Raw genomic sequence first — 14,800 nt, 5'->3', positions numbered from 1 at the left:
CCGGACACCCACTCAGCGGTACTCCACGTCCTGGTGGATGCGGCCCTCGGTGGTGGCCAGGCGCTCGCCGGAGCCGCCCCAGCGCCCGGCGATGATCTCAGCGGCGATGGAGATCGCGGTCTCCTCCGGCGTACGGGCGCCGAGGTCGAGGCCGATGGGGCTGCTCAGCCGGGCGATCTCCTCGTCGGTGAGACCGGCGTCGACCAGTCGGGCGAGACGGTCGTCGTGGGTGCGGCGGGAGCCCATCGCGCCGACGTAGGCGATGTCGGGGAGGCGGAGGGCGACCTCGAGGAGAGGTACGTCGAACTTCGGGTCGTGGGTGAGGACGGCGATCACTGTGCGCTGATCGATGCGGCCGGCCTCGACCTCCTGGGTCAGGAAGCGGTGGGGCCAGTCGACGACGACCTCATCGGCCTCGGGGAATCGCGAGTTGGTGGCGAAGACGGGGCGGGCGTCGCAGACGGTGACGTGGTAGCCCAGGAACGCACCGACCCTGGCCACGGCGGCGGCGAAGTCGATCGCGCCGAAGACGAGCATCCGGGGCTTGGGCGCGAACGACCAGACGAAGACCCGCATGCCCTCGCCGCGGCGCTCGCCGTCGATCCCATAGGACAGTGTCTGGTTGGTGCCATGAGCGAGCAGGCCGAGCGCGTCGTCGTGGACGGCGTCGTCCATCCGGGCGCTGCCCAGCGACCCCTTGACCCCTTCGGGGCGGATGAGGACGCGGCGCCCGAGGATCTCGGGGTCGGGGTGCTCGATGACGGTCGCCAGGGCGACGGGGCTGCCGCTGCGTACGTCCTCGGCGAGCTCGCCGAGCTCCGGGAAGGTCTGCTGGGACACCTTCTCGACGAAGACGTCGAGGATGCCGCCGCAGGTCAGCCCGACCGCGAAGGCGTCGTCGTCGGAGACGCCGTAGCGGTTGAGCTCCGGCACGCCGGTCTCGGCGACCTCGCGGGCGACCTCGTAGACGGCGCCCTCGACACAGCCACCGGAGACCGAGCCGACCGCGGTCTCGTCCGGGCCTACCAGCATCGAGGCTCCCGGCGGGCGGGGCGCAGACTGGAACGTCGCCACAACGGTGGCCACCGCCACGGTCTCGCCGGACTCCCACCACTTCATCAGATCGTCGAGTACGTCACGCACGCGCGATCACCTCCACCAGATCCTCGTACGTCGCCAGGGAATGTCCGGCGACGAAGTCGTCCACGTGCGGCAGCACCGCGACGATGCCTCGCTGCAGTGGTTCATATCCAACCTTGCCACGGTGTGGGTTGGCCCACACCACGCGGTGGGCGAGGCGATGCAGCCGCGCCGCCTGCTCCTCCAGGAGCGCGGTGTCGCCGCGCTCCCAGCCGTCGCTCGCGATGACCACCACCGCGCCTCTGGCCAGACCCTGGTGTCGCCTCAGGAACGCCTGCAGGTTGTCACCGAGCCGGGTCCCGCCCGACCAGTCGGGCACCGTCTCGCCGGCCGCGACGAGCGCACGGTCGGGGTCACGATGGCGCAGCGCGCGAGTGACGTTGGTGAGCCTGGTCCCCATGGTGAACACCGCGCCGCTTCCGGTCGTCGAGCTCACCCGATGGGCGACTCGCAGCAGCACGTCGGCGTAGGAGCTCATCGACCCGGACACGTCGATCAGCCATACGACCCGACGCGGCCGCTCGCCACGCCTGCGGTAGTGGATCCCGGCGGGCTCGCCGAGGTGTCGCAGGCTGGCCCGCAGGGTGCGGTGGGCGTCGACGCGCCCTCGCCGCCAGGGGTCCTGCCGCGGCGTCCTCCGTCGCGGCGCCCGGGGCCGCAGCCGGGCGATGAGTGCTCCTACTCGCTCCTGCTCGGCCGGGTCGAGGTCGGCGACGTCGCGATGGCGCAGGGTCTCGATCTCGCTGGCGCGTGCCCTGATGAGGTCGTCGGTCTCCTCGCCCTCTCCCTCGCCCTCCTGCGGCTCGGTCTCGGGCAGCGTCGAGGTGACCGAGACCGTACGCGGTGGCCCCTGCGGCCCCGGCAGCGTCGCGGTCGATCCGAACCAGGCCTCGAAGACCTGGTCGTAGCGGCGCAGGTCGTCCGGGCCGGCGCACAGCGTGGCCCGTCCGGCCGTGTAGGTGGCGGTCGGGTCGCCGGCGCCGACGATCGCGGTCGCCTGCAGGAAGCCGTGGGCGCGGTCCTGGGTCACCTGCACCCCGGCCGCTCTGAGCGCTCGGGTGAAGCCGAGGAAGATCGCGGTCGGAATACCCGGTTCACCGGGTATTCCTGCACTTCTCCGGTGTTGCATTGCCTGAGAAGTGCCAGTTTTGCCAGAGAAGTCGCTCACGTCAGCAGCCGGTCCAGTGCTGCCCGGACGCGGTCGGCGTCCTCGCGGTGCTTGACGAGCGCGCCGAGGGTGGCGGCGGCGCTCTCCAGGTCCATCTCGGCGACTCCGAGGTGGTGCAGGGCGCGGGCCCAGTCAAGGGTCTCGGCGACGCCTGGGGGCTTGAGCAGAGCGTTCGCACCCTCGGCGCCGCGCAGCTGCTGGACGACGGTGACCACTTGGCGGGCAAGCTCGTCGGCGACCTCGGGAGCCCGGCTGCGTACGATCTCGATCTCGCGGGCCAGGCCCGGGTGGTCGATCCAGTGGTAGAGGCAGCGGCGCTTGAGGGCGTCGTGGAGCTCGCGGGTGCGGTTGGAGGTGAGCACGACGACGGGTGGGACCGTCGCGGCTACGGTCCCGAACTCCGGGATCGTCACCTGGTAGGTGGACAGCACCTCGAGCAGGAACGCCTCGAACTCGTCGTCGGCGCGATCGACCTCGTCGACGAGCAGCACCGACGGAGCCTGGCGCAGCGCGGCCAGCACCGGGCGGGCGAGCAGGAACCGCTCGTCGTAGAGGGACTTCTCGGCCTCCTCCACCTCCCCCGCGCCTCCGGCGGCCTCCAAGGCACGCAGGTGCAGGATCTGGCGGGCGAAGTCCCAGTCGTAGAGCGCCTGGGTGGCGTCGATCCCCTCGTAGCACTGCAGCCTCACCAGCGGCAGGTCGAGCGCCTCGGCGACGGCCTCCGCGAGTGCGGTCTTCCCGGTCCCGGGCTCACCCTCGAGCAGCAGCGGTCGCTGCATCCTCAGCGCGAGAAACGTCACCGTCGCCAGCTCCGGGTCGGCCAGGTATCCGGTCGCCGCCAGGCGGTCAGCGATCTCCTGAGGCGTCAGTGACTCCATGCTCCTCAGCGTAGAGCGGGTGTCGTTGGTTCGTGGTTGGGCGGGGGTGTCCGGGGTAGTCCGGTAGCGAACTGCCCATTTACTGGCGAGTAATAGGCAGTTCGCTACCGGACTACCCCGCCGTCGCCGCTCAGCGGCGGTCGACGTCGTTCCCGCCTGCCAGGTCGCCGCACTCCACCAGACGTACGTCGTGGGTGCCCAGATAGCCGCGGGCGCCCTGGTCGCCGACCGCCGCCTCGATGACCCCGGCCCAGTGGCGCCGCCCGATCAGCACCGGGTGACCCGGAACCCCGGCGTACGTCGCCCGTGCCAGCCCCGTGGTCGAGTCTGTCGAGACCACTCGAGCCACCACGTCCGCCCCGACGTCCGGCAGGTCGACCAGATGAACCACAGCAGCCTCGACGTCCGGTCCGAGGGCCTCCAAGCCGACCCTCAGCGAAGCGCCCATCCCCGAGTCCCAGTCGTCGGCCACGACGACCCGCTGCCCTTCCGGGAGCCGTGCTCGGGCCTCGTCGGCGGCGGCTCCGAGCACGACGAGTACGTCGTCACAGCCGCCCTCACGCAGCACCTCGATCGACCGCACCAGCCAGTCGTCGACCAGCGCCTTGGGCATGCCCATCCGCCGACCGGCGCCGGCAGCCAGCAGTACGCCCGCGATCATCCGCCGCGCGTCACTTGAACGCGGCGGTGTAGAGCTTCTGCAGCTTCGCGCTCTTGACGTCGCTGTAGCCGCAGCCGATGACCTTGGCATCACCCTTGGCCGCGACGAGGTAGTTCTTGCCCTTCTCGAACTCGGGCATCGGGATCGTGGTCGGCGCGGGCAGCGTGATCCGTACGGTGTCGGTGCCACCGACGCCGTCCGCGTACATCCACGTCTTCACCCGCAGCACGGCCTCGCTCTCGGTCACGCTCTCCGCGGTGCCCTCGAAGGCGAGCGCGGCGTTCTGGGAGAGCCACTTCGAGGTCGGCGGGATGCATCGGGCGGCGTCCGCGACGACCGTCAGCTCGGTCGCCCCGGCGCCTCCCGCAGGAGCGGATGACGAGGGGACCGGCGCAGTCTCGGTGACCGTCGCGGTCGGCGACGGAGGTGCGGCATCGGGGTCCTCAGCAGTGTCGTCGGAGCTGAGCAGACCGAAGGAGGCGACGATCGCGACGAGCACGACCGCGGCGGCGATCACGGCTGCGACCCAACGCCACGGTGACCGCGGCGGCTGCATCCCGGTCTTCGGTCCGAGGTCGACGCTCATGCCAACATCATGCCTCATCACTGGGTGCCAGCCGTGGACCCCGCCAGCCGCCCGCACGTTGACACACGCAGGCGGGGCCCTGGCTTCGAAGAGCCCTGACCCCGCCCGCCGCTGCAGAACTTCACCCGGATATTCCCTTGGGCTTCAAAGCCCCCCAGATCCAGACGCTTCCCCGCAGTCGGCCACTGTGTGGAGCACCAATGTTGCGTTACCGAGCTGTTGTCGAGACAGTGTCGAAAGTCCCCAAAAGGATGGGACCGCTGGGCCCCTCCTGATCGCCTGGTCAGGTCATGCCAGATGACGATCTAGGAACCCGATGACCCGCCGGATCGAGAGGTCCCACTGCGGCCCGAAGGCGTGCTGCTCCCCTGGGTAGACCCACAGCCGCTGGCGCACACCTGCGGTCTCCATCAGGTCCCGGGTGGTGTAGGCCCAACGGATCGGGCAGGACTCGTCATTGGTCCCGTGATGCATCTGGACCGGGACCTCGATGCGATCGAAGTACGTCCGCGACGACAGCCCATCCCAGAACTCCGGCTCCGTCTCGGGATCGCCGTACTGCCGGTAGAGCCGGGCCACCTCGTCGGGCCGCGACGGCACCGCCCACCGGTTGATGTTGTCGACGATGTCGGAGGAGACCGACGCGTACGTCACCCCTGCCCGCACCAGCCCCGGCTGTGCGACCAGCGCGTTCATCACCACTCCCCCGCCCATGGAGCGGCCGAGCAGCGCGGTGCGGTCGGGGTCGACGTACGGAAGTCGCTTCATCGCCTGGACGGCGTTGATGGTGTCCCGGGTGTAGCCGAGCCGGCTCTCGTCCTCCTCGGTTCCTTCCGGGATGGGGGACGATCCGGCGTGGCCGCGGTAGTCGGTGTGCAGGACGACGTAGCCCTCCCGCGCCAACCGGTCCTGCTCGCGCATCAGCCCTTGACCGGTGACGTAGATGTCGGTGTCGATGTGGCCGTGCGCGAAGACGACTCCGGGGAACGGCCCGGCGCCCCGCGGCCGGAAGAGCACCCCGGTGATCGTCAGCGGACCGCTCGGGTAGCTGACCTCGAAGCGCCGGTAGGCATCCGTGCTCCTCGACTCCCGCAGCACCTTCACCTCCCCGCCCGGGAAGTCCTCCCGCATCAGCTGCGGGAGCGAGACCTTGTCGGTCACCGGCGGCAGCGTCTCCGACGGGCTCGGTGACGGCGTCGCAGGCGCCGACGAGGTCGTCGGGCTCGCTGCCCGAGACGACGGCGCGGCGGTCGGCTCACCACCACACCCGGCGAGAAGCACGGCCGAGATCGCCAGCGCCGCCATCGCCTTCGGGCTCATGCCATCGAGAGTAGCCCGGCCTCCGAGATCCCAGTCTGTAACGTCGCGAGCGCCAGGATCCAAGAGGAGACATGAGCACACCAGAGACGGACGTCGGACGGATCGGCGAGGATCCCGATGCGTTCGAGACGTTCTACCGCGAGCACCTCGATCTCGTGCAACGGTTCGTGGCCAGACGGGTCACCGACCCGCACCTGGCCGCGGACCTGACCGCCGAGGTGTTCCTCGCCGCGATCGACGCCGCATCCTCCTACCGAGCCGACCGCGACACCCCCGCCGCGTGGCTCACCGGAGTCGCCCGCAACGTGGTCGCCACCGAGTTCCGTCGCCAGAAGAAGGATAAGGAAGTCGTACGTCGCGTCGCCGGCCGCCGGCTTCTCGACCCGGACTCGTTGGCCGCGATCGAGTCCCGGATCGACTCGGCCCGCGAGTCGCGCCGGCTCTACGACGCCTTGGCGTCCCTGCCGCGCCGCGACCGAGCGCTGATGGAGCTGGTCGCCGTCGACGGCCTGGCCGGCCTGCGAATCGCCTGGCTGCCGGCTTCCTGAGCCGAGGCTCACGTAGTCCGAGACGTTCCGGCCTATTACTCGTAAGTAGAGGGGCGGGAACGTCTCGGACTACCTGCTGCCAGACGCGAAAGAGGGCCCCTCCCGAAGGAGAGGCCCTCTTGTGGCGCTAGCGGGACGGACTCAGAAGCCCATGCCGCCCATGTCACCCATGCCACCGGTCGGGTCGCCACCAGCGGCGGCCTTCTCCGGCTTGTCGGCCACGACGGCCTCGGTGGTGAGGAACAGCGCGGCGATCGACGCGGCGTTCTGCAGCGCCGAGCGGGTCACCTTGGCCGGGTCGATGATGCCCGCGGCCAGCAGGTCGACGTACTCACCCGTGGCGGCGTTGAGGCCATGGCCCTGCGGGAGGCCGGCGACCTTCTCCGCCACGACGCCGCCCTCGAGGCCGGCGTTGATGGCGATCTGCTTCAGCGGCGCCGAGATGGCGGCCTTGACGATCGAGGCACCGGTGGCCTCGTCGCCGTCGAGCTCGAGCTTCTCGAAGGCAGCGGCGGCGGCCTGGATCAGCGCGACACCACCGCCGGCGAGGATGCCCTCCTCGACAGCAGCCTTGGCGTTGCGGACAGCGTCCTCGATGCGGTGCTTGCGCTCCTTGAGCTCGACCTCGGTGGCCGCGCCGACCTTGATGACGGCCACGCCGCCGGCCAGCTTGGCGAGGCGCTCCTGGAGCTTCTCGCGGTCGTAGTCGGAGTCCGACTTCTCGATCTCGGCGCGGATCTGGTTGACCCGGCCCTCGATCTGACCCTGGTCGCCCGAACCCTCGACGATGGTGGTCTCGTCCTTGGTGATGACGACCTTGCGGGCCTGGCCGAGCAGCTCGATGCCGGCGGTCTCCAGGGAGAGGCCGACCTCCTCGGAGATGACCTGACCACCGGTGAGGATCGCGATGTCCTGCAGCATGGCCTTGCGGCGGTCACCGAAGCCCGGAGCCTTGACGGCGACGGACTTGAAGGTGCCCTTGATCTTGTTGACGACCAGCGTCGAGAGAGCCTCGCCGTCGACGTCCTCGGCCAGGATGACCAGCGGCTTGCCGGTCTGCATGACCTTCTCCAGGACCGGGATCAGGTCCTTGACGCTGGAGATCTTCGAGTTGACGATCAGGATGTACGGGTCGTCGAGGACGGTCTCCATACGCTCCGGGTCGGTCACGAAGTAGGCCGAGATGTAGCCCTTGTCGAAGCGCATACCCTCGGTCAGCTCGAGGTCGAGCCCGAAGGTGTTCGACTCCTCGACGGTGATGACGCCTTCCTTGCCGACCTTGTCCATCGCCTCGGCGATGATCTCGCCGACGGTGGTGTCAGCAGCGGAGATCGAGGCGGTAGCAGCGATCTGCTCCTTGGTCTCGATGTCCTTGGCCTGCGCGAGCAGCTGCTCGGAGACGGCGTCGACGGCCGCCTCGATGCCGCGCTTCAGGCCGGCCGGGTTGGCACCCGCGGCGACGTTGCGCAGGCCCTCGCGGACCAGCGCCTGGGCGAGAACGGTCGCGGTCGTCGTGCCGTCACCGGCGACGTCGTCGGTCTTCTTCGCGACCTCCTTGACCAGCTCGGCACCGATCTTCTCGTAGGGGTCCTCGAGCTCGATCTCCTTGGCGATGGAAACACCATCGTTGGTGATCGTGGGGGCACCCCACTTCTTCTCGAGCACGACATTGCGGCCCTTGGGACCGAGGGTGACCTTGACGGCGTCGGCGAGGGTGTTGAGACCCTTCTCCAGACCCCGACGGGCCTCCTCGTTGAAAGCGATGAGCTTCGGCATTGCTCCTGCGATCCTTCACTTGGGAAGTTCGTTGGATCCGGTCCGATGGGTTGCCCGCGACGGACGACGCCACTCCCGGCAGAACCCTTCCCTGCCGCTCGCGACGCCTCAACGTCACCGGTCCGGTTGTTGTCACTCTCATGGTAAGAGTGCCAGCCTCATGTTTAGCACTCGACCCCTGCGAGTGCAAGCGCCGACGGGTGCCGGTCATGCCGCTCGCAACGCCTCTGTCGGCGAGAGCCGCGCGGCTCTCGCGGCCGGGTAGACGCCCGCCAGAATGCCGATGAGGAGCGCCGCGGCCAGGCCGTAGCCGACCGACTCCGGTGGCATCGCGAAGGTGATCGCCTTCCACCGGGCGTACCCGAAGGTGACCGCGGCGCCGGCCAGCACCCCCAGTACCCCGCCGGCCAGGGAGAGCAGCACCGCCTCGACCAGGAACTGCGTACGGATGTGGCGTCCGGTGGCACCCAGTGCGCGGCGCAGGCCTATCTCGCGGCGCCGTTCGAGCACCGACATCACCATGACGTTGGCCGTGCCGACCGCGCCGACCAGCAGAGCGACCGCACCCAGGCCCAGGAAGAGCGAGGTGAAGGCGTCCTCGGCCGCCGCCTTGGCGGCGATCACGTCGGAGGGCCGCGAGACGTCGACGTTCTCGGGCGCCTCGGGATTGACCTGAGCCGCGAGTACGCCGCTGACCGCGTCGACCGCGTCCGGAGCCGTACGCACGTAGAGCAGCGAGGGGTCCAGCTCGTCGTCGAGATAGACCTCCGCGGCGTCGTAGCCGACGAGGGCCGCCCGGTCCAGGTCCGGGGAGAGCGGCAGCGGCTCCATGATGCCGACGACCTGCCAGGCCCGTCCGTCCATCCAGACCGAGACCCCGCTCCCGACCGAGGTGATCCCGAGCCGTTCCGCGGCGACCGATCCCAGCACGACGACCGGGAAGTCGTCGACCGCTGCGTCGAGGAACCGGCCCTCGGCCATCTCTCCCGCGAGAGTGGCGAGGGTGTCGGGGGTGGCGGCCTTCGCCGAGAGTCCGTTCGTGCGGTAGGGGTCGGCCAGCGAGCTGCGCAGCGGAACGGTCGACAGGTCGGTGACCTGGGCGACGTCCTCGACGGGCTCGATGTTGCGCGCCTGGGTGGCTGCGCTCTGGGGCATCGCGGTGTCACCGCCCATCCCGAACCCCTCCCCGGCCTTGGCCTCCAGCAGGTTGGTCCCCAGCGAGTCCAGCTGCTCGAGCAGGTCGGCCTGGGACGAGCGGGAGATGCCGAGCACGGCCACGACGGTCGCCACGCCGATCGCGATGCCGAAGGCGGACAGCAGGCTGCGCAGCTTGCGCGCCCGCAGCGCGCGGCCGCCGGCGCGGGCCTGGTCGGCGATCGAGACCCGGGACGGCTCGACCCGAGTACGTCGTCCGCTCATGCCGCCACCACCTGGGAGTCGTGCGTGATCAGGCCGTCACGGATCTCGACCTGACGGGCCATCCGGGCGGCTACCTCGTGCTCGTGGGTGATCACCACGATCGTGGTGCCGTCACGGTGAAGCTCGTCGAAGAGGTTGAGCACCTCCTCGCCGGAGTGGCTGTCCAGGTTGCCGGTGGGCTCGTCGGCGAAGACGATGGCCGGCCGGTTGAGCAGCGCCCGCGCGACCGCGACCCGCTGTCGCTCGCCGCCGGAGAGGATCCGCGGGTCGTGGTCGAGCCGATGGCCGAGGCCCACCCGCTCCAGGACCTCGCGAGCCCGGCGGATGCGCTCGGGGCGGCGTACGCCGCTGTAGAGGAGGCCCTGGGCGACGTTCTCGGTCGCGGAGAGACCGTCGATCAGGTGGAAGCTCTGGAAGACGAACCCGACACGGTGTGAGCGCAGCCCGGCCAGCTCGGCCTCGGAGAGCTCGGTGGTGTCGTACCCGTCGATCACCACCGCTCCGCTCGTGGGACGCTCCAGGGTGCCGACGATGTGCAGCAGGGTCGACTTCCCCGACCCGGAGGGGCCGACGATGGCGACCTGATCCCCCGCTCTGACCTGCAGGTTCACGCCATGGAGGACCTCCAGGTCCCCGTAGCTCTTGCGGACGTCGCGCATCTCCAGGACGCTCGTGCGCTCACTCATCGGGCACCGCCACGGTGTCGCCCTCGGCCAGCCCGGCGGTGATCTCGACGTAGCCGTCGGCGTAGAGCCCGACCTCGACACCGGTGAGCTTCTCGGTGTCTTCGGTGACCAGCTGGGCACCGAACCCGCCCTCGGCCAGAGCGACCAGGGCCGTGACCGGCACCGCCAGGGCGTCCTTCTTCGTCTCGCTGGTCAGGTCGACCGACACGGTGGCCAGGCTCATCCCCTCGGCGAGCTTCGGATCATCGAGGGTGAGGGTGATCGGGATGACCGAGGTCGTCTCGCCCTCGTTGCCCGTCGACTGCTCCAGAGCGCCGACCGAGGTGATCTTCGCCTTCGCCTCCTTGCCGCTGGGCAGGGTCACGGTCGCCGCGGCACCGACCTTGGCGAGCGCCTCGGAGTCGGGGTCGAGACCGACCGCGACGACCTGGTCGGTGCTGGCGGCCTGGTAGAGCCCCGCGCCACCGCCCGGTCCGACCTGCTGGCCGAGCGTCGCCTTGTGCGCCCCGATCCGGATCTTTCCCGGGGTGATCACGAAGTCGGCCGGGTCGGTCGTGCCGGTCTCCTCCAGGCCGTGGTCGGACTGGAAGTCGTAGAGGGCCGACTGGGTCGACTCCGTGAAGTCCTTGTCGACGGTGCCCGGGTCGTAGCCCATCTCCTTCAGGTTGCGTTCCAGGAGGCGTACGTCCTTGGCGTCCTCGGAGCCCAGGTCGAGGGCCCGCCACATCGGGGTGGCGCCGGTGAGCAGGATGACCGGCACGTCGTCGACGCGGTACGCCACGTCCCCCTGCTCGAGGACGCTGCCCTCCTCCGGCAGCTCGGTGAGCGTGCCCTGGGCAGAGCTGACGACGTCGAAGGAGTCGTCGTACTCCAGCGTGCCGCTGACCTGCTCGGTGTCGGCGAGGGTACGCCGCTCCACGGTCGCCGTGCTCGAGGCCGGCGCCTCCTCCGCGGCCCCCTCGGCAGGGGCGAGGAGGCGGGTGTAGCCCGCGAAGCCGGCGACCCCGAGCCCGGTGACCACCAGCAGCGCGGTGGCGCCGACCAGCACCGTCCGGCCCCGGCCGCGGCGACGCGGCGGACGGGACCCGGCCGGCCTCGGTTCCGGCGCTGTCCCCGGGGCGTTGGTCTCGGTGTCGACGTCTTTCTGGGTGGCGCTCACTGGGAACCGCCCTTCCGCATCTCGTCCATGCCGGACTCCTCGGCACACTTCTTCTGCGCGGCCTGCACCTTCGGGTCCTCGGGGTCGATGCCCTCGGGCATCCGCATCATCACGCCGCCGCCGCTGAAGTCCGGGTCGGGCACGTTCACGCCGTTCTCCCGCATGCACGCGGCGAACTCGAGCACCCGGTCCTGCATCTCCTGGACCTCCTCGGGGTCACGCGGACCGCCGATGCCGCCCTCGGGACGCTTGTCCTCGCACGCCTTCATCGCCTTGTCGCGGACCTCGGGGTCGGGCATCGCACCCTTGCCGCCCTGCCCCTGGATCCGCACGCCGCCGTCCTCGGTGAACTCCGGGTCGGGCATGTCCACGCCGTTCTCCCGCATGCAGGCCGCGAAGTCGAGCCACTGCTGCTCGACGTCCTCGGCGTTCGCCGAGGGGCTCGCCGAGCTGTCGGCGTCCTTGTCGCTGAGGGTGGCCACGCCACCGTCGTCGACGCCGCCGCACGCAGCCAGCGTGATCGCCAACAACGCGGCACCGATCGCCACGGTCATCCGTCGCATCTCGTCCTCCTGGTCGTCTCATCCGTCCTTCGGATCCGTCCTCCGAATGAGGGCGACGCTAGGAGTCCGCTTTGTGAGTCTTCGCTGGGCAACCTGAGAGGTCCGTGAAGAGACTCAGAGAGGTCAGCGACGGTCGGTGAACCGGATGCCGACCTCGCTCCCGCCGCCCCCGCGAGCGCGGAAGAACGGCGTGCCGCCGTGGCGCGCGGCGACCTCCGCGACGATCGCCAGCCCCAGGCCCGAACCAGGCAGCTCGCGGTCGGTCTCGGCACGCCAGAAGCGCTCGAAGGCGTGCGCCGCCTCGGCGTCGGAGAGGCCGGGGCCGCGGTCGGCGGCGTACACCTCCTCGTCGCGAACCACGACGGAGACCGGCCCGTCGGAGAACTTCAGCGCGTTGTCCAGCAGGTTGACCACCGCTCGCTCGAGGGCCGCCGGATCGCCGGTGATCCGGTGCGGTTCGAGGTCGAGATTGAAACGGCGCGCCGGGTCGCGGCGTTGGGCACGCTCGACGGCTCGCAGCACGACCTCGTCGACCTGGACAGGGCCGGTCGCCGCATCGTCGCCGTTGTCGCCGGTGCCCCTGGCCATGTGGCTCAGCTCGGTGACCAGGTCGGCGAGCTCCTCGACCTGACCCAGCACGGCCTGTGCCACCCGGCGCCGCTGTTCAGGCGGCAGCGCGCGGCCGCTGTCGTCGAGCCGCATCAGCCATTCGACGTTGGTGCGCAGGCTCGTCACCGGGGTCCGCAGCTCGTGTCCGGCATCGACGACCAACTGCTGCTGGCGCCGCCGGGAGCCGGCCAGCCGGGTCATCATGGCGCGGAAGGCGGTGCTCAGCCTGGCCACCTCGTCGCGGGAGCCCTCGGCGCTCTCGACATCGAGCGGTACGTCGAGGTCGTCGGTGGCGGCGACGTACTCGGCGGCCGTGGTCAGCCGCTCGATCGGGCCCACCAGATAGCGGGCCAGCAGCATGCCGGCGAACGCCGCGAACAGCACCCCGAGCAGGCTGGCCAGGCCGAGCAGCCCGGCCAGGCTGCGCAGGGTCGCGTCGACCTCCTCCAACGAGCGCACCGACTGGGCCGCGAGCCCCGGCTCGACCGCCTTGGTCAGCACCCTGACCCGGGTGCCCTGGTCGGTGGACGTGTCACGGACGACCTCGCCGCGACCGGACTCGGCGACCGCCCGCTCCTCGGCGTTGGGCTCGACCAGCCGTTCCTTCTTCCCCAGCAGGCAGATCGAACCGTCGCCCCTGAGCAGCTGCACCTGCGGTACCGGTGCGTCCTCCGCCTCCAGCTCCGGAGGCAGCGCCGGCGGGTCCTCGCACATCCGCTCGGTCAGGCCCTCGCTGAAGGCGGTGACCCTTTTTCCGTCCTCGTCGATCGCACCCCGGATGATCAGCCGGTCGCCGAGGGAGCTGTCGATCTGGCGCAGCAGGGTGGCCCGGGTGGCGGTCCACGCGAACACGCTGGCCAGCACGATCGCCAGCGCCACCACCACCGCCGACAGCAGCGCGATCCGAGCCCGGATCGGCCACTGCCTCACGACGGCTCCTTCAGGACGTAGCCGACACCGCGGACGTTGTGGATCAGGCGGGGCCCGCCGCCGGCCTCGGTCTTGCGGCGAAGGCACCCGACGAACACGTCGAGCGTGTTGGAGCCGGAGTCGAAGTCGAGGCCCCAGACCTCGCGGAGGATGGTGTCGCGCGAGAGCACGCGGCGCGGGTTCTGGAGAAAGAGCTCGAGCAGGTCGTACTCGGTGCGGGTCAGGTCCACGCGGCGCTCGTCCACGGTGACCTCGCGCAAGGCGGGTTCGGCGACGATCCCGGCGAAGCAGAGCAGCCTGTCCCCAGCCCCGCCCCTGCGGCGCAGCAGCGCACGCATCCTGGCCAGCAGCTCCTCGAGGGCGAACGGCTTGACCAGGTAGTCGTCGGCGCCGGCATCGAGTCCGGTCACCCGCTCCTCGGTGCCGTCGCGGGCGGTGAGCAGGAGGATCGGTACGTCGAGATGCCGCGAGCGCACCCGCCGACACACCTCCAGGCCGTCGATGTGGGGCAGCCCGATGTCGAGGATCACCAGGTCGGGTACGTCCTCGGAGAGCCGCCCGAGCGCTTCGCCCCCGTCCGCGGCGGTGGTCACGGCGTACCCCTCGAAGGCGAGGCCGCCCTTCAGGCTCGTGCGCACGTCCGGCTCGTCGTCGACGAGCAGCACCCGGACAGGTTCGGCTGAGGTCGTGGTCACGCGATTCAGGATCCCTCGGGATCCTGAGAGGACATGAAAGCCCCAGCTCGGCAGGGCTTGGCCACTGCGCCGGGGTCAGAGAGGCTTCGCGAGCTCGGCGAACTCGAGGTCGTCACGCAGCGGGCGACCGAATCGCTCGTCGCCGTAGGGGAACGGCTCGAAGCGGCCCGTACGCCCGAACCCGCGCCGCTCGTAGAACGCGATCAGGTCCTCGCGCTGGCGGATCACGGTCATCCGGATCTCCTCCGCGCCCCACTCACGCGCGATCCGCTCGGCCTCGGCCATGACGGCCTTGCCGACGCCGCCTCCCTGCAGCTGCGGCGAGACGGAGAACATGCCGAAATAGACGTACGCCTCTCGCTTCTGCAGCTGGCAGCAGGCGACGATCTCGCCGGCGCGTTCGGCGACCAGGAGCCGGGAGCCCGCTGCGGTGATCACCTCGCGTACGCCGTCGGGGTCGGTGCGCTGGCCAGCGAGCAGATCCGCCTCGGTGGTCCAGCCGGCACGGGAGGCATCACCGCGGTAGGCCGACTCGATCAGCCCGACCAGGGCGTCGACGTCGGAGAAGTTGGCGTCACGGAAGGTCAGCTCGGGCACGTCGCCGAGGGTAGCCCGAATCAGCACTCGCTGGTCGAGCCGCGAGGCCGCCTGCGGCCGAGCGT

The 14,800-nt window shown here is 70.4% G+C and carries 15 protein-coding genes; 1 reads left to right on the top strand and 14 read right to left on the bottom strand.

The window, feature by feature from the left end:
* Positions 1 to 12: 12 nt before the first annotated feature.
* From ACIO3S_RS19670 to ACIO3S_RS19645, 6 genes are all read right to left on the bottom strand, one after another.
* Positions 13 to 1,143, bottom strand: a complete 1,131-nt coding sequence (locus ACIO3S_RS19670) for an XdhC family protein (RefSeq protein WP_400467221.1) — start codon at positions 1,141 to 1,143, stop codon at positions 13 to 15.
* Positions 1,136 to 2,176: a VWA domain-containing protein gene (locus tag ACIO3S_RS19665; protein WP_400467218.1), complete on the bottom strand. Its 1,041-nt coding sequence runs from the start codon at positions 2,174 to 2,176 to the stop codon at positions 1,136 to 1,138. Before ACIO3S_RS19665 ends, ACIO3S_RS19670 begins: the two co-directional genes overlap by 8 nt.
* Positions 2,177 to 2,304: 128 nt before the next feature.
* Positions 2,305 to 3,186 (bottom strand): AAA family ATPase, encoded by an 882-nt coding sequence (locus tag ACIO3S_RS19660; RefSeq protein ID WP_400467215.1) that lies wholly within the window; start codon positions 3,184 to 3,186, stop codon positions 2,305 to 2,307.
* 130 nt (positions 3,187 to 3,316) lie between these two features.
* Positions 3,317 to 3,847: an NTP transferase domain-containing protein gene (locus tag ACIO3S_RS19655; RefSeq protein WP_400467212.1), complete on the bottom strand. Its 531-nt coding sequence runs from the start codon at positions 3,845 to 3,847 to the stop codon at positions 3,317 to 3,319.
* 10 nt (positions 3,848 to 3,857) lie between these two features.
* Positions 3,858 to 4,433, bottom strand: coding sequence for a hypothetical protein (locus tag ACIO3S_RS19650; RefSeq protein ID WP_400467209.1), 576 nt, complete (start codon positions 4,431 to 4,433; stop codon positions 3,858 to 3,860).
* 288 nt (positions 4,434 to 4,721) lie between these two features.
* The gene (locus tag ACIO3S_RS19645; RefSeq protein ID WP_400467206.1) at positions 4,722 to 5,753 is read right to left on the bottom strand and encodes an alpha/beta hydrolase family protein; all 1,032 of its coding nucleotides are present in this window, start codon (positions 5,751 to 5,753) and stop codon (positions 4,722 to 4,724) included.
* Positions 5,754 to 5,824: 71 nt separating this feature from the next.
* Here ACIO3S_RS19645 and ACIO3S_RS19640 point away from each other — a divergent pair, with 71 nt between their 5' ends.
* Complete coding sequence (locus tag ACIO3S_RS19640) at positions 5,825 to 6,301, top strand: RNA polymerase sigma factor (protein WP_400467203.1); 477 nt, start codon at positions 5,825 to 5,827, stop codon at positions 6,299 to 6,301.
* A 141-nt stretch (positions 6,302 to 6,442) separates the two neighbouring features.
* Here ACIO3S_RS19640 and groL read toward each other — a convergent pair whose 3' ends face one another.
* The 8 genes from groL to ACIO3S_RS19600 form a co-directional block, all read right to left on the bottom strand.
* The gene (gene groL, locus ACIO3S_RS19635) at positions 6,443 to 8,077 is read right to left on the bottom strand and encodes a chaperonin GroEL (protein WP_160026878.1); all 1,635 of its coding nucleotides are present in this window, start codon (positions 8,075 to 8,077) and stop codon (positions 6,443 to 6,445) included.
* 207 nt (positions 8,078 to 8,284) lie between these two features.
* Entirely contained in the window at positions 8,285 to 9,496 is a 1,212-nt protein-coding gene (locus ACIO3S_RS19630; protein WP_400467200.1) for an ABC transporter permease, read from the bottom strand.
* Positions 9,493 to 10,182, bottom strand: coding sequence for an ABC transporter ATP-binding protein (locus tag ACIO3S_RS19625; protein WP_400467197.1), 690 nt, complete (start codon positions 10,180 to 10,182; stop codon positions 9,493 to 9,495). The genes ACIO3S_RS19630 and ACIO3S_RS19625 overlap by 4 nt, the downstream gene beginning before the upstream one ends.
* On the bottom strand, positions 10,175 to 11,341 hold the full coding sequence (locus ACIO3S_RS19620) for an efflux RND transporter periplasmic adaptor subunit (protein ID WP_400467194.1): 1,167 nt from the start codon (positions 11,339 to 11,341) through the stop codon (positions 10,175 to 10,177). The genes ACIO3S_RS19625 and ACIO3S_RS19620 overlap by 8 nt, the downstream gene beginning before the upstream one ends.
* Positions 11,338 to 11,904, bottom strand: coding sequence for a hypothetical protein (locus tag ACIO3S_RS19615; RefSeq protein WP_400467190.1), 567 nt, complete (start codon positions 11,902 to 11,904; stop codon positions 11,338 to 11,340). The genes ACIO3S_RS19620 and ACIO3S_RS19615 overlap by 4 nt, the downstream gene beginning before the upstream one ends.
* Positions 11,905 to 12,027: 123 nt before the next feature.
* On the bottom strand, positions 12,028 to 13,443 hold the full coding sequence (locus ACIO3S_RS19610; protein ID WP_400467187.1) for an ATP-binding protein: 1,416 nt from the start codon (positions 13,441 to 13,443) through the stop codon (positions 12,028 to 12,030).
* On the bottom strand, positions 13,440 to 14,138 hold the full coding sequence (locus tag ACIO3S_RS19605; protein WP_400467184.1) for a response regulator transcription factor: 699 nt from the start codon (positions 14,136 to 14,138) through the stop codon (positions 13,440 to 13,442). The genes ACIO3S_RS19610 and ACIO3S_RS19605 overlap by 4 nt, the downstream gene beginning before the upstream one ends.
* A gap of 75 nt (positions 14,139 to 14,213) precedes the next feature.
* Positions 14,214 to 14,735 (bottom strand): GNAT family N-acetyltransferase, encoded by a 522-nt coding sequence (locus tag ACIO3S_RS19600; RefSeq protein WP_400467181.1) that lies wholly within the window; start codon positions 14,733 to 14,735, stop codon positions 14,214 to 14,216.
* Positions 14,736 to 14,800 lie beyond the last annotated feature (65 nt).

It is taken from the genome of Nocardioides sp. NPDC087217 (genome assembly GCF_044744805.1).
Lineage (GTDB): Bacteria > Actinomycetota > Actinomycetes > Propionibacteriales > Nocardioidaceae > Nocardioides.
This window is presented reverse-complemented; position numbering and strand designations above follow the sequence as displayed.